Below are 17,723 nucleotides of genomic sequence, written 5' to 3'. Positions count from 1 at the left end.
ATTTACACAAGAACATTATTATTTTTAGGAGGAAAAATATGAAATCGGATAAAATATCAGAAGCCGTTGTTCGCAGACTGCCTGTGTACTTGCGTTTTTTGAATGATCTCCAGAATCGCGAAATATTAACAGTTTCCTCTCAGGAACTTGGACAAAAGCTTGATCTTAATCCCGCACAGATTCGTAAGGATTTAGCATATTTTGGTGACTTCGGCAGAAAAGGTATCGGCTACGATGTAACGTATCTTATTGAGAAAATCCGTCATATCCTGAAGCTGGATCAACAGCTTAATGTAGCTTTAGTTGGAGCAGGTAATCTCGGACATGCCTTGTCTAATTACAATGCATATCTTAAAGATACTATGAAAATCACGGCTATATTTGATTCGTACGCTCCTAAGGTTGGACGTAAGATCAACTCCCTTACTGTGCAACCGATGGATGAACTAGGCAGCACGATTCGTGAGCAAGGTATTCGCATTGCCATTATTACCGTACCTGATTCAGAAGCTCAAAATGTAGCAGATATTCTCATTTCTTCTGGGATTGAAGCGATTTTGAACTTTGCCCCTGTGATTCTGAAGACACCACCGAATATCCGGGTGCATGCAGCTGATTTTACAACTGATCTGCAAAGTCTTGCTTATTACTTGCGGGATGGAAAGGAAGAAAGCGAACATGAACAACAATAAAACGATAATTAAGGGCGGGTATTTTCTGACTCCGGGAACGGATGAGCCGGTTCTGAGTGGATATATGACTATTGAAGATGATTTAATCACTTACATAGGAAAAGAAGAGCCTCAGATGGAAGCTGGAGTGCAAGTGGTTGATGGCAGCCGTCTGCTGTTCATGCCTGGACTTGTAAACACACATGGTCATGCGGCGATGTCTTTGCTGCGTGGATATGGAGATGATTTAGCGCTACAAGTGTGGCTTCAGGAGAAGATGTGGCCGATGGAGGAAAAGTTCACCGGTGATGATGTATACTGGGGAACCTCCTTATCTGTATTGGAAATGCTGAAGGGTGGAACTACGACCTTCCTCGATATGTATGATCATATGGACCGAGTAGCCGAGGTAGCTGAGTTATCAGGTATCCGTTCCGTATTGATGCGTGGTGTGATAGGGTTATGTCCAGAGGATGTACAGAATCACAAGCTTGCGGAAGCGATTTCTTTTGCCCGTAACTGGCATGGAAAGGCTGACGGTAGAATTACTACTATGATCTCGCCACATGCCCCTTATACTTGCCCTCCGGACTTCCTGGTTAAGTTCGTGCAGGCAGCGCATGATCTGGATTTACCGATGCATACGCATATGTCCGAAACGAAACGTGAAGTGGAACAAAATGTGGCGGATTACGGGTTGCGTCCTGTAGCTCACTTAGAGAAGCTTGGAATGTTCACACGTCCCTCGATAGTTGCACATGGTGTTCATTTAAATGATGAAGAGATTGAGATCTTGGCTCGCCATAATGTGGGTGTATCTCATAATCCGGGCAGTAATTTGAAGCTGGCTAGCGGAGTGGCTCGGGTTACTGATCTTCTAAAAGCTGGTGTGAAGGTGTCTCTTGGCACGGATGGCGCGGCAAGCAACAATAACTTGGATATGTTTGAAGAGATGCGGCTTGCAGCTCTCATTCATAAGGGTGTCAGCGGTGATCCAACGGCTGTTCCAGCTCCAGAGGCTCTGCGTATGGCTACAGAATATGGCGCGCAGTCCATCTTTTTAAATAATGTAGGCAGACTTGCTGTAGGGATGAAAGCTGATTTCATTGCTATTGATATCGATCAGCCGCATTTGCTGCCACACACAGATCTGTTGTCTCATGCAGTTTACTCTGCTAGCGCTAAGGATGTTGAGCATGTGTGGGTGAATGGTAAACAGGTCATCAAGCATGGACAATGCTTAACCCTGGATGAGGAAGCTATCCGGCGTAAAGCGCAAGAAGCCTTCGAAGGTTTATTGAAGCGTTAAGTCTGGAGAATAACGAATAAATAATAGGCTGCGACTTTTTGCTTTTAGCAAAAGTTGCGGCCTTTTGTGCATTTTTAAGGCTGGGAAAGCTAGAAAATTATGAAATTTTGGATAAACACGCGGGTGTGTTATATAATCAAAAAAGATATATTACTAGAAAGGGAGCTGTACCTTGAAGAAAAGGAAAAAATGGATCCTCCTGGGGTCAGTTCTGATTCTGCTCCTGGGGTTTGGACTTATCCAGTTCTATGCCTATATTATGAAAGATCAATGGAACGAGCGTGATATCGCTAAGGATGTTGCCAAAACCAGAGCGGGTCTAACAGAGGTAACCAAAGCACAAAAATCGGTTTGGGATGAAAATGCAGTGTACTGGGTATTAACAGGGAAAAATGAAGCCGGGACTGCTCTTATGACCTGGGTCCGCTTTACGGTAGATGGAAAATTTGCTGAAGGCGACGATGCAGTGTTTGCTGAGGAACTAAGTAAAGGAACCTCGGAAGCCCAAATACGCGGCATTATCAAAGCTGATCTTCCGGACATAACGATTGAACGCTTGCTGCCGGGAGTATATAACGGAGAGTATGCTTGGCAGCTTTTTTATAAACAGAGCGGTCGGTATTATTATCAATTTTATCGCTTTTCGGATGGGTCCCGAATGGGCGAAGGTTACAGTTTACCTAAAAGTTAAGCTGAACATAAGGAAATTAAGGGTGGCATAGTAAACAAGCGAACTTAGTATAAGTTCGCTTGTTTACATTTATTTGATGTACAAAAGTGATATACTAAGTGATATACTGAATGGGTGGTTATCACCGAATATTCTCTTAAATTCACACACAAAAATAGGCTGATTGATTAAAAATCAAGGCCGATTTTGTCGAAAGTGAGGAATATATTTGGTATTGATGGAAATATTTAAAAAATTAAATTTTAAATATATTCACATTTATTTTGAAATTAGTATATACACCTGTGATATACTACTACTTGTAATTAGAACAGCAATAAGAGACTTCAGTCTCTCTGATGAGCTCTCAAGTAGCTATAAATTATTATACTGAGCTTTATATTTTGTCATCTTTGAGAGGAGGACGTTTCTTGAAATTACGTCTTGTACCTGTGCTGATAACGTCTCTACTGTCGGCTACTCTATTGTTTGGTGGCTTCTTTTTGTATCGTCAGTTTGCAATGCAGGAACCACTTCAGAAGATTGTATCTCAATATGAGGGCGTCAATAATTCTCATATCAGTATTAACCGCAATGAGGTCACTTTGAAACTTGATCTCCAGCCAGGCACGAAATTACGTGAACTGGTTCAGTACGTCTCCCAAGAAGGAAAATCGATGATTGATGGACGTACACTAAAACTTGATGTAGAACAGAACTCCAGTGAACTGCTGGATGAATACTGGGATAAAGCGATGTTCTCTGTAGCTGAAGCCATGGAGAGCCGTAAATATACACTTATACCCACAGAACTTGATGGACTCAAAGTGCAATATCCGCAATATAAAAATGTGATAGCCTCAACAGAAATTGACGACAATAATGTCTATGTAAGCTTGAGTAATGGAAAAGAAAGCAAATTTATTATTTTGCCGCGTAAACCTGCGACATTGGGGGTATGGAATAATGCCTAAATACCTTAAAGAAATTCTAATCGGATTTGTTCCTGTTTTGTTTATTTTTATGGCTTTTCTAGGCATTAATATATTCCCGATTGTAATTGCTGCTGGGATGCTCACGGCTTTACTTATCATTGCTCATTTAAGAGGCGGACTTGCGGTAAATGCAGGTGCCGGGAAGAAACGCAAGAAGGATGGACCTTCAAAGCTTACTTTTGAAGAAATTGGCGGGCAAGACAATGCAAAGCAGGAGCTGCGTGAAGCGTTGGATTTTTTGATCCGGCATGAGGAAATCAGCAAATTCGGGATTCGGCCTTTGAAAGGGATTCTGCTTACAGGCCCTCCAGGAACAGGTAAGACCCTTATGGCTAGAGCAGCAGCACATTATACGAACTCTGTATTTGTAGCAGCATCAGGCAGTGAGTTTGTAGAAATGTACGTAGGTGTCGGTGCCGGCCGTATCCGCGATTTGTTTAAGGATGCCCGTACCCGCGCCCTTAAGGAAAATAAGCAAAGCGCTATTATTTTCATAGATGAAATTGACGTAATTGGCGGTAAGCGTGAAGGCGGACAGCAGCGAGAATATGATCAGACCTTGAATCAGCTGTTGACCGAGATGGACGGGATCTATAACAACGAAACACCGCGTATTTTGCTGGTAGCAGCCACTAACCGAAAAGAAATGCTTGATTCAGCATTGCTGCGTCCTGGCCGGTTTGACCGTCATATTCAAGTGGACATGCCTGATAAAAAAGGCCGCAAATCGATTCTCGAATTGCATGCCAAAAATAAGCCGCTTCATGCAAATGTGAACCTCGACAAAATTTCCGAAGAAGCCTATGGTTTTTCCGGTGCTCAGCTCGAAAGTGTTATGAATGAGGCAGCAATTTATATGATGCGTGAGGAATTGACAGAGGTTGAGCAGCGGCATCTGTCGATGGCGATTGACAAGGTTATGATGGGGGAAAAAACGGACAGAGAAACTAACCACGAAGAGAAAAAACGTGTGGCGATTCACGAATTGGGACATGCCATTATGGCAGAGCTGCTGCGTCCGGGAAGTGTTAGTCAGGTTACGTTGACTCCGCGGGGGCAAGCCCTTGGTTATGTACGTCACAATCCTCAGCAAGAGCAGTATCTGTACACCAAGGATTATTTAGAAGATCAGATTATGATCGCACTTGGTGGAGCGGCTGCAGAAGAAATGTATTATGGCGGACGAAGCACAGGTTCACGTGGTGATTTTGATCAGGCCCTGAATATTGTCGAAACCATGATGAAATCCGGATTGACTTCGTTGGGTATCGCCAAGCTGGAAATGGTTACCACTGAAGAGCTTATGAAGGAAAATAGTAAAATATTGGATGAGTTGATGGTACGTACTCACGACCACCTTGAAAAGCAACGAAATGTATTTGATTACTCCCTTGACATTTTAATGAAGGAAGAAGTGCTCTCTGGAGAGCAATTTCGATGTCAATTTCGTGACAGCGTGCGTTTACCAGCATAAATATTTATGCTGGTTATTTTTTTTTACTTTTCAGGCATGCTAAGATATCATTATATGTCGGGCTTTATAAATTTTTGCGACAGACAAGGTACAATACAAAAGTATAGATACCTGAAAGGATGGAGACTTTTTTATGAATTTCAAGAAAATTGGTGTCATCGGCGGTGGCACAATGGGACAAGGGATTGCCGAAATGCTGGCAGCCAAGGGCCTGGATGTATTGCTGGTGGAGAAAACCCCTGAGAAACTGGACTACTCCTACGAAATGATCGAGACAAGTCTAGATAAGCAACTGGAGAAATGGGCGATCACTCAAGCTGAGAAGAAGCTGATTCTTAGCCGCATTCAAAAAGTGACACATTTCGCAGAGCTGAGCTCCTGTGACATGGTTATCGAAACAATCGTTGAGGATTTAGAAGAAAAGAAAAAAATATTGAATCAACTGGATCAAGTATGTCCAAACCACATTATTCTTGCCAGCAATACGTCAACACTTAGCTTGACTGAACTTGCAAGTTCTACAATGTATCCGGAACGCGTGATCGGAATGCATTTCATATACCCTGTAGCTAAAGTGGATCTTGTTGAAATTGTACGCGGTCTGAAAACTTCAGATGCTACTTTTGAAGATACAAAATCCTTTGTTGATGAAATTGTTGAGAAAAAAGGTGTAATGATTTATGAATCCCCAGGATTTGTAACATCACGCCTCATTTGCTTGTTTATCAATGAAGCTATGCATGTGCTGCAAGAGGGCGTTGCCTCTGCACAGGATATTGACGATGCTATGCGTATTGGTTATCAATTCCAATATGGACCGCTTGAAATGGCTGACAGATTCGGTCTGGATTCGGTTCTTGCTGCACTCGAAAATATGTTCCGTGAATATGGTGAGCTGAAATATCGTCCTTCCACGATCCTTAAGAAGATGGTGCGTGCAGGACAATTGGGTATGAAATCAGGCGAAGGCTTCTTCCAGTACGACAAGGATGGTGACCGTATATGAATATTCTAGTAATTAACTCCGGTAGTTCTTCTTTAAAATATCAATTGTACAATATGGCTGATGAATCCGTTTTGGCTAAAGGTTTGGTGGAACGTATCGGGATGGATTCCTCCATTCTGAACCATAAACCTACTGGTAAACCTGAAGTAACAGAAGTAAGTGAAATTTTGGAGCATAACACAGCGATTCGTAAAGTTCTAGCTTGCCTAACGGATAAAGAGCATGGTGTTATTGAATCCATTAAAGAAATCAATGCTGTGGGTCACCGTGTAGTACACGGTGGTGAATTCTTCAAAGCTTCCGCACTTGTGGACGCTGATGCCAAGACTAAAATTCGTCAATTGTTTGACCTTGCACCCCTGCATAACCCAGCAGCAATGATGGGGATTACGGCTTCTGAAGTAAATATGCCGGGTGTACCGCAGGTTGTTGTATTCGATACTGCATTCCACCAAACAATGCCTGAAAAAGCGTATATGTACGCGATTCCTAGAGTACTGTACAATAAATATAAAGTTCGTCGTTATGGCGCACACGGTACATCACACGACTTCGTAAGCAAAGCTGCTGCGGAGTACTTGGAGCGTCCGTTGGAAGATCTGAAGATCATTACTTGTCATATCGGTAACGGAGGTAGTGTAACTGCTGTTCAAGATGGAGTATCTGTGGATACTTCGATGGGTATGACTCCTCTGGAAGGTTTGATGATGGGTACTCGCAGTGGTGATCTTGATCCAGCAATTGTTCCTTACGTAATGAACAAGGAAGAATTGTCCGTGGGCGAAGTTAACTCCATGTTGAACAAACATAGTGGACTCCTAGCAATTTCGGGCGTAAGCAGTGATATGCGTGATATTATTGAGGGTATGGAAAAAGGTGAGCCTAATTCCACGCTAGCTTTTGAAATGTATGAGTACCGCTTGCGCAAGTATATCGGTTCTTATGCGGCTGCTATGAACGGTGTAGATGCTATCGTATTCACTGCTGGTGTTGGTGAAAATGCTTCATTGCTACGTGAGAAATTGCTAAATAACCTTACGTTCCTGGGTATTGAGTTGGATGTTGAAGCTAACAAAGTTCGCTCCGGTGACCCGCGTCGTATCTCTACGGTAGATTCCAAAGTGCAGGTGCTTGTAGTTCCGACTAACGAAGAGCTTGTCATCGCACGTGATACAAACCGTATTGTGCAAGGAATTAACGGCTAAATTAGAGGAGAGATTGAAGGCATGGCTAACAAGAGTGTAATCAAGAACGTGAATGAACATGTTGGAGAAAGTGTTGTTATCGGTTGTTGGGTAAACAACAAGCGCTCCAGTGGTAAAATTCAGTTCCTGCAGCTTCGCGATGGTACAGGTTATATTCAGGGAGTTGTAGTGAAATCAGAAGTGCCTGAAGAGGTATGGGATGCAGCTAAGAGCCTTACACAGGAAAGCTCATTGTATGTGACCGGTATTATTCGTGAGGAGCCTCGCAGTCAATCCGGTTTTGAAATGACTGTTACCGGAATTGAAGTTCTGCACCTTACAGAGAATTATCCAATTACTCCGAAAGAGCATGGCGTTGATTTCTTGATGGATCACCGTCACCTCTGGCTCCGTGCCTCGAAGCAGCGGGCTGTTCTTGTTATTCGTGCGGAGATTATCCGGGCAATCCAACAGTTCTTCAACGAGAGCGGATTTACAAAGGTGGATCCTCCGATTCTGACGCCAACGTCAGCAGAGGGAACTACTAACTTGTTCCACACGAAATACTTCGATGAGGATGCTTACCTGACCCAAAGCGGACAGTTATACATGGAAGCTGCAGCTATGGCACTGGGCCGTGTATATTCCTTTGGACCAACCTTCCGTGCGGAGAAATCAAAAACTCGTCGCCACTTGATCGAGTTCTGGATGATCGAGCCGGAAATGGCCTTCACAGATCATGAAGAAAGCTTGAAGGTTCAGGAAGAGTTTATTAGCTTCGTAGTGCAATCCGTATTGAAGAATTGCCGTGCGGAGTTGGAAGCGGTAGGCCGCGATATTTCCAAGCTGGAGAATATCAAAGCACCATTCCCACGCATTACTTATGACGATGCAATCAAGTTCTTGAATGATAAAGGCTTTGAAGATATTGCTTGGGGTGATGATTTCGGTGCACCTCATGAAACAGCAATCGCTGAAGCATACGATAAACCTGTATTTATTACTCATTATCCTGCTTCATTCAAAGCGTTCTACATGAAGCCTGATCCAAATCGTCCTGAAGTCGTACTGTGTGCTGATATGATCGCTCCTGAAGGTTATGGAGAGATTATTGGGGGTTCACAGCGGATCGATGATCCTGCGCTGCTTGAAGAGCGTTATAAAGAGCACAATCTTTCTATGGATTCTTATAAATGGTACATGGATCTGCGTACTTACGGATCTGTACCTCACTCCGGTTTTGGACTTGGGCTTGAGCGTACTGTAGCTTGGATCTGTGGTCTTGACCATGTACGTGAGACTATTCCATTCCCACGTACACTGTACCGCCTCTACCCATAAGTTCTTAGGATTTGAACAAAGGGGGAAGCACATGGACGGCAAGACATGGAGTACCTGGAGCGAAGGCGTCTCCTTCGGTCTGGAGAACGGAATGGCCGTCATACCTTACGCTTTACTGAAGTATTACCGGAAGCTGAATTTAAGCGGAAGTGAAGCGATGCTGCTGATTCATCTGCTCTCCTTCAGACAAGTGGAAGGGATTGAGTTCCCTTCTCTGGAGGAGCTTCAGGTCGTAACTGGTCGTAGCATTTCCGTTCTCGCCGGAGAATTGCAGAAGCTCATGAAGGAAGGTTTCATTAGCATCGATGGAGACAACGATGAGCTAAGAGATATCCATTATGAACGCTACAATTTCTCAGGACTATATGGAAAGCTCGGTGCTTATCTTGCGACAGCTGTACAAGAAAATGAGCAAGATAAGGACAAGGGAGCATATGGGGCATCAGCTCCCCGGGCTGCTGCGTCAGGTGGAGGATTCGGAACTCCCCCCACATCTCCTTCTTCACTTGGAGATAAAGAGGAGAGCCGGAATCTATTCAGTATTTTCGAGAAGGAATTCGGGCGCCCGCTATCTCCAATGGAATGTGAGACGATTTCCAGCTGGGTGGATCAAGACCGATATCCTGAAGAGCTGATTCTATTAGCACTCAAGGAATCCGTATTTGCGGGGAAGGTTCATTTTCGTTATATCGACCGGATATTGCTGGAATGGGCCCGTAACCGGGTCAAGAACGCTCAGGATGTTAAGACGTATACACAAAAATTCCGCAATGGTGGAAGATAGATCGTTTAGGAGAGAACCGTATTGCTTTAGCTTTTGCTAGAGTCTGTACGGTTCTTTTTTTATTTTTTTAGATAAGTGCAGGGGTAGGCGAAGATCTCAGCGTCTATTGCTGTGGGAAGGAGGGGAGAGTCATTGAGGAAGAGCTATTAATCAAGCGGATTTGCCAAGGAGACGAAGATGCGTTTCGCCAGTTTGTAAATACATACAGTCAGCATATATACAAAATCACCTATTCTGTATTACGTGAAGCCAAAGGGGCTGAAGACGCTGCTCAGGAAGCTTTTCTTCAGATGTATAAATCTCTCCCTGACTACCGTTATCAAGGCTTAAAATCATGGATTACACGGATCGCTCTAAATAAGGCTATTGATGCCAAACGTAAACGTGATCGGCTACGAGAGTTGCCTGTTGACTATGAGCTTGTGCTGAGCCAGACACCTTCTAATGAGGAGGATGTACTAGCCACTGTTGTCCGTCGTGACCGGATGAATCGTCTGTCGGGTGAGATCAACAATTTACCGGAGGGTCATCGGGAAATTATGGTGGCTTATTATCTGGAAAATAAAAAATATGAGCAAATTGCTGCTGAAAATGAAATTACTCTGAAGACGGTGGAGTCCAGACTATATAGGGCGAGACAATGGATGCGAAAACATTGGAAGGAGGACGAATGGCTATGATGAAGAGTGGAGAAAACCTAATTCGCCGCGAGCAGGCAAAAGCTTATCTTGAAGGGCAAGAAGATAGTATAGAGCGAGATGAATGGGAACAATTGCTGCTCAAGGATGAAGACACATTTGTTTCGTACATGGAGATGCTGGATGAGCTAAAGGAGGATCTGCCTTCATTGGAGAATTCGTCTGCTTTTACAGAGAGAGTTATGGGAGATTGGGTGGGTACGGTGAGATCTTCAGTAGTCATAGAAGAAGTAACGGGGCAAGAAGAAGGATCACGGCGTTATCGCTGGTATGAAAAAACAATCTTTCATTATGCCGTTGCTGCTTCATTAACGCTGTTGATTATGTCTTCCGGGATGTTTGATAAGTTACTCACGGGTGAAATGGAGCTTGTTGTCCCTAAGAAAGATAATGTGCCATCTTATAGCGAACAATTCATGCAAGCCACCAGCGGATGGTTGAGCCGGATTATGGACGGAAGACAGAAATGAGAGGAGAAATGAACAATGCAACAGCAGCGTAATAAAATTAAGGGTCTTTTTCTTAATATGATTCCTGGAGCAGGTCATTATTATATGGGAAGACGCCCACAAGGGATTGTTTATTTTTTGCTAAGCTTTGGTGTGTTATTTATGTCATTCTTAATCGCTATGGCTGAAGGGGATGAGGGAATTCTGGCATTGGGAGTGATCGGATTCTTACTTCTATGGATTCTTTCGATGATTCATCTGGTGATTAAATTACTGCAAATGCCCACTCCAATTGTAGCGCCTGATGGATCAATGCCGGATTTTAGTTCTACTATGCCCGTAAAGACGGAGGATAATGAACGTGTACATGTCATTTTATTGTCTTTCATTCCTGGATTGGGTCATTTTCATATGGGGCTGATGCAGCGTGGACTATCCTTTCTGATTTCTTTTTTCGGATTCATGACCGTTATGTTGTTCTTGGCCGGAATTACTTCGAGTGATGCATTTTTGCTGCTGTTTGGAGTATTGCCAGTAATTTGGCTGTATTGCATGTTTGATGCAGTTCAGCTGATCCATCGTAAACAAGCAGGAGAAATGCTTGTTGACCGCACATTATTCGAAGAGATGGAGGCTGGACGTGAGGAAGGTCGACGCAGCAAAGTATTAGCGACATTACTCTCCGCATTTCCTGGTGCTGGACAGATGTATCTGGGACTGCAAAAAAGAGGACTCCAGCTCATGCTTCTTTTCTTAGGAAGTATTTATGTTATGGATCTATTGCGGTTAACATTGCTCTTTTTCCTCATCCCGGTCATTTGGTTCTATAGCTTATTTGATGGCTTACAGTTAGTTAGCCGATATGGACGTGAACCTTTGCAGGATAAGCCGGTTATCGAAGGTTTCTTAAATCATCAAGGCTGGCTCGGAGCAGTCCTGATGTGTCTCGGATTATACTTTATTGTTGTGAATGTCGCAGTTCCTGCCATCGATATCAGATTTCCAGAATGGCGGCTGGAATATCGCGTAAATGAATATTTTAAGACCATTGTCGTCTCCGTGTTATTGATTGGTGGCGGGGTGAAGCTGATGACTGGAAGTAAGAATAATAAGGGTAGAAAAGGGGCGGGGGGTCAATCTTGAATAATCCAATAGAAGTAGAGCCGGGTGTCATGGTAACTAGCGAGTTTCCAGTGAACGAAAGGAAATCTAGAAGTTGGCGTGTAGGTACGCTGTCGATGGGGCTGAGCCTTTTATTTCTCGGGGCATTAATAATGGTGTCGCAGTGGAAAGGAGCGGATGTGTTCGAGACAACGCTTGCTTGGTGGCCGCTCATTTTTATCTTACTTGGTTTAGAAATTGTAATTTACACCTTATGGTTCCGTGGTAAAGGGAAAATGTACTATGATGTGCTAAGTGTTCTGTTCGTCGGATTTCTGGCAGTGTGCTGTTTAGTATTCGCAGGAGTCAGCTCTTTAGGATTAACACAAGAACTTAGACATGTGATCTCATCTACGGAGGAGAATTATTCCTTGCCGGAATGGAAGGGGAATGTTCCACAGGGTGTAGGCACACTTATAATCCAGGCTGCCGAACCTTATGGAGTTATGGTTGATCGAACGGCTGGGAATGAGTTGAATGTATTTGGGAGTTATTCCACGGCAGAAGGGCAACTCAAGCAAGAGCAAGAGAAGCGGCTGTTGCAAACTAAACAAGTTGGAGACACATTTTACGTCATTTTAGGAGACATACCTAGACATCTAGTATTCGATAACTCCAGGAATGCGTTGAACGTGACCGTTGCGGCTCCTGTAAATCTAAAGGTAATCGTAAGAGATAATTATGGAAATGTTGTAACAAGATAAAAAAAGATCGCTTCCCACCCGATGAGGGGATGGGCTGCGATCTTTTTTGGTTAAGAACGAAGCTCTTTCTCTAGGGCAGCACCCATTTCACGTGAGCGCTCGGCACATCGGTTAACGGCTGCAATCACAGTTTCAAAGAATTCCCCTCGTTCAAGCACTTCTATAGCTGCTTGTGTTGAACCGTTAGGGGAAGTAACCTTCTTACGAAGTGCTGCGGGTTCTTCTCCTGTCTGTTGTACCATTCGGGCAGCTCCCAGCACAGTTTGAACAGTTAACTCGGTGCTTTGATCAAGTGGCAGCCCACCACGGATACCAGCGGCGATCATGGCTTCCATCATGTAATAAATATACGCAGGCCCGCTGCCTGAAATTCCGGTCAAGGTTTCCATACGTTCCTCATCAATGACTGTTGTAAGCCCGACAGCCTCAAAGATATTAAGAGCAAGGCGACGGCCTCTTTCGTCTACTTCTTTGGAGAAGGCTAGACCCGTGGCACCCAGACCGATGGAACTGGAGGTGTTAGGCATTGTGCGAACAATAGGCTGTGCTTTGCCAAGTAGACCTTGCATGGTGCGAATAGATAGACCTGCAATGACAGAAACTACGATCTGATCCGGAGAAAGAAGTGGACCTAGTCCGCGTAAGGATTCTGCAGCATCTTTAGGTTTCATTGCCAGTACTATTACTGGTGCGTTCCGTAAGTATTCTATTTTTTGTTCGGGATCATTTGTGCCTATTACACCATAACGGCTTTTTAGTTCTGCCAGACGTTCACTGCTGCTGCGATTGAGCATGATGACATTATCGGACTTCACGATATTGCGGCTAATCATCCCGCGAACGATGGCTTCTGCCATGGAGCCTGCGCCATAAAAAACAATATTATGATTCATGAGTGGAACTGAAGGTTGCTGACACATGGCTAAAATCCTCCTAAAAGTTGTGTGATAGAATACTTAAACGTGTATACTAACCCCGAATTTGTCCTGTTCCGTAGATCTTATATTTGGTTGAAGTTAGTGCAGGCAGACCCATCGGGCCACGAGAGTGGAGTTTCTGGGTACTAATACCAATCTCTGCACCGAATCCAAATTCAAAGCCATCCGTGAAGCGGGTTGAGGCATTGTGATAAACAGCGGCAGCATCCACTTCTTGTAAAAAGCGTGTGGCGTTCTCCTGATCTTCCGTTACGATACATTCCGAATGTTTCGTGCCATACTGTGCGATATGCTGCATAGCTTCTTCCAAATCACTGACGATTCTAATATTAAGGATATAATCATTGTATTCTGTAGCATAGTCTTCTACAGTTGCAGGTAATACCCATGGAACAAGAGAGATGGTTTGTTGACAGCCACGAAGTTCTACATGAACCTCACGGAAGGCTTCGGCTAAGGATAACAGATATTTGCTCGCGTAATCCTGATGAACGAGTAGTGTTTCCATAGAGTTACATACCGAAGGGCGCTGAGCTTTGGCATTTAAACTAATGTCCTGTGCCATTTCTGGCAAGGCAGTTGCGTCGAGATAAGTATGGCAGATGCCTGCTCCAGTTTCAATTACGGGAACGGTTGCGTTAAGGACTACATTTTGAATAAGAGAACTGCCTCCGCGCGGGATGATCACATCTAAAAGTCCGTTCAGCTTTAGCATTTCATCTACTGAAGAACGATTTGGGTCTTCAATCAGCTGAAGCGCGTTAGGCGGCATTGAGGTTTCAGCAAGAGCATTGTGCAGAACCTCGACAATTTTACGGTTGGAGGACAGGGCAGAGGAGCCACCGCGCAGCACAACAGCATTGCCGGTTTTGAGACATAGACCTGCAGCATCAACAGTAACATTGGGACGTGCTTCGTAGATGATGCCGATCACACCAAGCGGAACACGCAGCTTCTGGATGCTGAGGCCGTTAGGACGTTCAATGCTTTCTAGCGTGTCACCGATAGGGTCCGGTAATACAGCGATTTGTTGCAAGCCTTCGGCAATGCTGTTAATCCGGCCCACATCTAAAGCCAGCCGGTCGAGCATGGATTCCGGAGTCCCATTAAGTCTTCCTCGTTCCAAATCCTCCGCGTTGGCGGTGATAATGGCGGGAGCTTCGCGGCGAAGTGCATCGGCCATGACCAGCAGTGCTTCATTCTTCTGGCCAGTTGTTAAGCTTGCTAGAACTCCTGTTGTCTCCTTGGCTAATTTACTCTTATTAATAACTTCACTCATGACGTTTCCTCCCTATATTTGAATTGAAAAAAATGTTTATCTCAGTGTAATCCATTCGTCACGGTGAATGACCTCAAGCCGGTGTACTTCTCCCAGCTTCGGTACAATTTCACGGCTTGGCAGACCTTGAATGCTGCGCAGCTGAGCATCATCGTAATTTACAATCCCACGTCCAAGCAATTTGGAGTCGGGTCCAAGAACTTCTACAACATCTCCTGCGTGAAAACTACCTTCTGTCTGTTTGATGCCTACAGGCAACAGGCTGTGTCCGCCATGTAGCAAAGCTTCTACAGCCCCTTCGTCCACGTATAGGGAGCCGAGAGGGGTAGACATAAAGCCTAGCCATTGTTTTTTGACGGGAAGAGAGGATAGCTTCGTTGCAAAATAAGTGCCCCTGCCGTCTCCCGTTGCAGCAAGCTGTAAATCACCAGGTTCGGTGGCTCTTCCGACAAAGACAGGAACACCACCCCGAGTAGCAATTTTGGCCGCATCGATTTTGGATCGCATACCGCCCGTTCCAACACTAGAGCCAGCTCCACCAGCAATAGCATATATCTCCGGTGTAATGTCATCTACGAACTGATAGCGGACAGCATCCGGATGCTTGCGAGGATCTCCACTGTATAAACCATCCATGTCGGTTAAGACAAGCAGTCTAGAGGCTTTTAACAGGTTGGCTACGAGCGCGGAGAGGGTATCATTATCGCCAAATTTCAGTTCATCTACGGAGACAGTGTCATTCTCGTTAAATACGGGTACTGCTCCTTGGCGAAGTAGCTCTTCTACAGTCATCATAGCGTTATTCATGGCTCTGCGGCTGCAGAAATCGGTGCGAGTCAGCAATATTTGCGCGGTAGTAATTCCATGCTGGGCAAAAGCTTCCTGATAAGCCTGCATCAGCAGTACCTGACCCACAGCCGCAGCGGCCTGCTTCTCATGCAGCAGCTTCGGACGTGCTGGATAACCGATACTGCGGAAGCCTGCGGCTACCGCACCAGAGGTTACTAACAACACCTCACAGCCGTTTTTCTTCAACTCAGCAATCTCTGAGGCGAAAAAGGAGACTGCTTCACGATTCAAACCGCCCTCGGGTCCGGTCAGCGAGCTGCTGCCTATTTTGACCACGATTCGCGTCGTCATTTCTATCCACATCCTCTTCGTTTATTAAGTCCTGAAAACAACAAAAAGCCCCCATCCTTAGACTTAGCAAAGGACGAAAGCTTATAAACTTCCGCGGTACCACCTTCATTGATGAGGGATCATCCGACTTCATTCTCATAACGGGAGGATCCGTCCTGTTAGATACAGGCCGCTCGGGGGTAGGATTCGGAACGAAAACCGCGGTAAATTCTTTCAGCCTGTCGGAATCTACTCTCTAGGCGCGGTTAGACTCATTCTTACTGGTCCCGTCTGCACGTTTCACTTATTTTCAATAGAATACCATGGAGCTGGTTGCATTGCAAAGGGAAAACGTAGGATATATTTCTTCATGCAGAAAGCTCTATATATTATGTTTAACCTCAAAGAGAAGGGGTAAAGAACTTATAATCTGTTACCAGGAGGTGGATTAAATTGACTAAAGACAATAAAGCCGAGCAGGGACAGAATCAAGGTTCAAACGAAGTTGCAGAGCTTCAGAATAGTGTGACTCGTGAATTTGTGGAAGAGCACACCGGGGCTCCAGTTGATAAGGGATTGGCTGATTCAAGTAAAGCACGTGTGTCGGATGATCAGAACCGCCTGATTACACAGCGTAATTTGCGTAAATAATCTAGTACTGTTACAAGAGGTTCACCTGAAAAGTGCTCCGACAACCACACGAATGGTTACTGGGGCACTTTATTTGTATATATTCTATTCTTCCGTTAATTCAGACACGGTTGATTTGAATGTTTCTACAAAAGCCTTTGCGGCTTTGGACAAATATCGTCCGCGTCGATATGCTACAACTAGCGTACGACTAGGCACTGGATCAGCAAGTGGTAAGTAGACTGGAACAAATTCACTCCGCGGTGCACGAGCGATAAAACGAGGAACAAGAGTCACGCCCATACCTGTTGCCACTAGAGATTGAACGGTTTCCATATTATTGCTCTCGAAAACGATTCGTGGCTCGAATCCGGCTTTCCGGCATAGTTCCACAGTCATTTTGCGGAAGCCCTGACCTTCCTTAAGTACGATAAAAGGTTCGTCCTTAAGCTCTTCAAGTGAGGTCCGTGTTCCATCTAGGATTCGTTTAGCGAGTGGGTGTTCAGGAGGAACAGCGAGATCGATTCTTTCCTCTCCAAGCTCTTCATAAGCTAGTGCAGGAATTTCGAGGGGTAAGGAGAGCAGGCTTAAATCAGTTTGGCCACTTGCCGTGAGCTTCTCTAGGTTCATTGACGAGTCTTCGAGCAGCGTTATTTCTACCTCAGGATAATTTTGTTTAAAAACTGGAAGTACATGCGGCAGAAGATGTGCACCTGTAATCGGCATACTGCCCACAACTACACGTCCAGTACGCAGTTCTGAAATGTCGGACATCTCTTGCCGCAGCAGCTCCACTGCGTCAATGATAATCTGGGCTTGTTCAACGAATTTAGAACCTGCGTAGGTCAGCTCAACTGAGCTGGTATTACGCTGAAAAAGCATTACGCCGAGCTCTTTTTCCAGTTTGGAAAGCTGCTGGCTGAGCGAGGGCTGGGCAATATGCAGCTTGTCCGCTGCACGTGAGAAGTTTTTTTCGGCTGCGATTTGCAGCACATACTGCAGTTGTCTCAGTTCCATATATGGACTCCTTAGAGAAATGATTTACTTATAAGTATATCCTATTGGATTATAGTTTTGTATAGGCAAACCGAAGGAGCATTCACTTCATCACACCCCAGGATTTTTCGGGCCTGTTTTCAAGAGATTATCCCTACTACACTGACCGAATTATCCGATATCCTCTCACAGTATATTTTTTACGCCGAATCTTGAGGGTTTTTATGAGATAACTGCATTCTGTGCAGCTATTTCGTATGCAAAAGGGATCATTTTGGTTTTAAGTGTATTCTATACAACTAAAAACGAGAGTTC

At 44.6% G+C, this 17,723-nt stretch carries 18 protein-coding genes; 14 read left to right on the top strand and 4 right to left on the bottom strand.

What is annotated here, in order from left to right:
• Positions 1–38: 38 nt before the first annotated feature.
• The 13 genes from MKZ09_RS23090 (at position 39) to MKZ09_RS23030 (ending at position 12,446) form a co-directional block, all read left to right on the top strand.
• Positions 39–692, top strand: a complete 654-nt coding sequence (locus tag MKZ09_RS23090; RefSeq protein ID WP_036676294.1) for a redox-sensing transcriptional repressor Rex — start codon at positions 39–41, stop codon at positions 690–692.
• Positions 679–1,980, top strand: a complete 1,302-nt coding sequence (locus MKZ09_RS23085; protein ID WP_076127547.1) for an amidohydrolase — start codon at positions 679–681, stop codon at positions 1,978–1,980. The genes MKZ09_RS23090 and MKZ09_RS23085 overlap by 14 nt, the downstream gene beginning before the upstream one ends.
• Before the next feature lie 172 nt (positions 1,981–2,152).
• On the top strand, positions 2,153–2,671 hold the full coding sequence (locus MKZ09_RS23080; RefSeq protein ID WP_076204296.1) for a cell wall elongation regulator TseB-like domain-containing protein: 519 nt from the start codon (positions 2,153–2,155) through the stop codon (positions 2,669–2,671).
• Positions 2,672–3,081: 410 nt separating this feature from the next.
• The gene (locus MKZ09_RS23075) at positions 3,082–3,624 is read left to right on the top strand and encodes a hypothetical protein (RefSeq protein ID WP_076204300.1); all 543 of its coding nucleotides are present in this window, start codon (positions 3,082–3,084) and stop codon (positions 3,622–3,624) included.
• Entirely contained in the window at positions 3,617–5,119 is a 1,503-nt protein-coding gene (locus MKZ09_RS23070) for an AAA family ATPase (protein ID WP_036676302.1), read from the top strand. Before MKZ09_RS23075 ends, MKZ09_RS23070 begins: the two co-directional genes overlap by 8 nt.
• Positions 5,120–5,252: 133 nt before the next feature.
• Complete coding sequence (locus MKZ09_RS23065; RefSeq protein WP_036676304.1) at positions 5,253–6,125, top strand: 3-hydroxyacyl-CoA dehydrogenase family protein; 873 nt, start codon at positions 5,253–5,255, stop codon at positions 6,123–6,125.
• Positions 6,122–7,330 (top strand): acetate/propionate family kinase, encoded by a 1,209-nt coding sequence (locus MKZ09_RS23060; protein WP_076134665.1) that lies wholly within the window; start codon positions 6,122–6,124, stop codon positions 7,328–7,330. The genes MKZ09_RS23065 and MKZ09_RS23060 overlap by 4 nt, the downstream gene beginning before the upstream one ends.
• Before the next feature lie 21 nt (positions 7,331–7,351).
• A complete protein-coding gene (asnS, locus tag MKZ09_RS23055) occupies positions 7,352–8,650 on the top strand; it encodes an asparagine--tRNA ligase (protein ID WP_036676308.1) in 1,299 nt (432 codons plus the stop codon).
• 31 nt (positions 8,651–8,681) lie between these two features.
• Positions 8,682–9,434, top strand: a complete 753-nt coding sequence (locus MKZ09_RS23050) for a DnaD domain-containing protein (protein WP_076204304.1) — start codon at positions 8,682–8,684, stop codon at positions 9,432–9,434.
• A 71-nt stretch (positions 9,435–9,505) separates the two neighbouring features.
• Positions 9,506–10,114, top strand: coding sequence for an RNA polymerase sigma factor (locus MKZ09_RS23045; protein WP_174890058.1), 609 nt, complete (start codon positions 9,506–9,508; stop codon positions 10,112–10,114).
• Positions 10,111–10,602: a hypothetical protein gene (locus MKZ09_RS23040; protein ID WP_076204307.1), complete on the top strand. Its 492-nt coding sequence runs from the start codon at positions 10,111–10,113 to the stop codon at positions 10,600–10,602. The genes MKZ09_RS23045 and MKZ09_RS23040 overlap by 4 nt, the downstream gene beginning before the upstream one ends.
• A gap of 15 nt (positions 10,603–10,617) precedes the next feature.
• Complete coding sequence (locus MKZ09_RS23035) at positions 10,618–11,724, top strand: hypothetical protein (protein ID WP_076204311.1); 1,107 nt, start codon at positions 10,618–10,620, stop codon at positions 11,722–11,724.
• Positions 11,721–12,446: a hypothetical protein gene (locus MKZ09_RS23030; RefSeq protein ID WP_081388947.1), complete on the top strand. Its 726-nt coding sequence runs from the start codon at positions 11,721–11,723 to the stop codon at positions 12,444–12,446. The genes MKZ09_RS23035 and MKZ09_RS23030 overlap by 4 nt, the downstream gene beginning before the upstream one ends.
• Positions 12,447–12,496: 50 nt before the next feature.
• Here the strand turns inward: MKZ09_RS23030 and proC are convergent, their stop codons facing one another.
• Genes proC through proB form a run of 3 tightly spaced genes read right to left on the bottom strand, consistent with a single transcriptional unit; the run spans position 12,497 to position 15,803 of the window.
• Positions 12,497–13,366, bottom strand: a complete 870-nt coding sequence (gene proC, locus MKZ09_RS23025) for a pyrroline-5-carboxylate reductase (RefSeq protein ID WP_076134661.1) — start codon at positions 13,364–13,366, stop codon at positions 12,497–12,499.
• A 49-nt stretch (positions 13,367–13,415) separates the two neighbouring features.
• Positions 13,416–14,663, bottom strand: coding sequence for a glutamate-5-semialdehyde dehydrogenase (locus MKZ09_RS23020; protein ID WP_076204330.1), 1,248 nt, complete (start codon positions 14,661–14,663; stop codon positions 13,416–13,418).
• Between the two features lie 36 nt (positions 14,664–14,699).
• Entirely contained in the window at positions 14,700–15,803 is a 1,104-nt protein-coding gene (gene proB / locus MKZ09_RS23015; RefSeq protein WP_076204334.1) for a glutamate 5-kinase, read from the bottom strand.
• Positions 15,804–16,235: 432 nt separating this feature from the next.
• Between proB and MKZ09_RS23010 the strand changes: the two genes are divergently transcribed.
• The gene (locus MKZ09_RS23010; RefSeq protein ID WP_076134658.1) at positions 16,236–16,433 is read left to right on the top strand and encodes a hypothetical protein; all 198 of its coding nucleotides are present in this window, start codon (positions 16,236–16,238) and stop codon (positions 16,431–16,433) included.
• Positions 16,434–16,517: 84 nt separating this feature from the next.
• Here MKZ09_RS23010 and MKZ09_RS23005 read toward each other — a convergent pair whose 3' ends face one another.
• Complete coding sequence (locus tag MKZ09_RS23005; RefSeq protein WP_076101451.1) at positions 16,518–17,429, bottom strand: LysR family transcriptional regulator; 912 nt, start codon at positions 17,427–17,429, stop codon at positions 16,518–16,520.
• Between the last annotated feature and the right edge of the window lie 294 nt (positions 17,430–17,723).

The organism is Paenibacillus sp. FSL R5-0908 (genome assembly GCF_038006245.1).
In the GTDB taxonomy this organism is placed as follows: Bacteria; Bacillota; Bacilli; order Paenibacillales; family Paenibacillaceae; genus Paenibacillus_AQ; species Paenibacillus_AQ odorifer.
This window is presented reverse-complemented; position numbering and strand designations above follow the sequence as displayed.

Coding starts and splice junctions, on each gene's coding strand:
- MKZ09_RS23090 (WP_036676294.1), top strand. CDS start 39: ATGAAATCGGATAAAATATCAGAAGCCGTTGTTCGCAGACTGCCTGTG.
- MKZ09_RS23085 (WP_076127547.1), top strand. CDS start 679: ATGAACAACAATAAAACGATAATTAAGGGCGGGTATTTTCTGACTCCG.
- MKZ09_RS23070 (WP_036676302.1), top strand. CDS start 3,617: ATGCCTAAATACCTTAAAGAAATTCTAATCGGATTTGTTCCTGTTTTG.
- MKZ09_RS23065 (WP_036676304.1), top strand. CDS start 5,253: ATGAATTTCAAGAAAATTGGTGTCATCGGCGGTGGCACAATGGGACAA.
- MKZ09_RS23060 (WP_076134665.1), top strand. CDS start 6,122: ATGAATATTCTAGTAATTAACTCCGGTAGTTCTTCTTTAAAATATCAA.
- asnS (WP_036676308.1), top strand. CDS start 7,352: ATGGCTAACAAGAGTGTAATCAAGAACGTGAATGAACATGTTGGAGAA.
- MKZ09_RS23050 (WP_076204304.1), top strand. CDS start 8,682: ATGGACGGCAAGACATGGAGTACCTGGAGCGAAGGCGTCTCCTTCGGT.
- MKZ09_RS23040 (WP_076204307.1), top strand. CDS start 10,111: ATGATGAAGAGTGGAGAAAACCTAATTCGCCGCGAGCAGGCAAAAGCT.
- MKZ09_RS23035 (WP_076204311.1), top strand. CDS start 10,618: ATGCAACAGCAGCGTAATAAAATTAAGGGTCTTTTTCTTAATATGATT.
- proC (WP_076134661.1), bottom strand. CDS start 13,366: ATGTGTCAGCAACCTTCAGTTCCACTCATGAATCATAATATTGTTTTT.
- MKZ09_RS23020 (WP_076204330.1), bottom strand. CDS start 14,663: ATGAGTGAAGTTATTAATAAGAGTAAATTAGCCAAGGAGACAACAGGA.
- proB (WP_076204334.1), bottom strand. CDS start 15,803: ATGACGACGCGAATCGTGGTCAAAATAGGCAGCAGCTCGCTGACCGGA.
- MKZ09_RS23005 (WP_076101451.1), bottom strand. CDS start 17,429: ATGGAACTGAGACAACTGCAGTATGTGCTGCAAATCGCAGCCGAAAAA.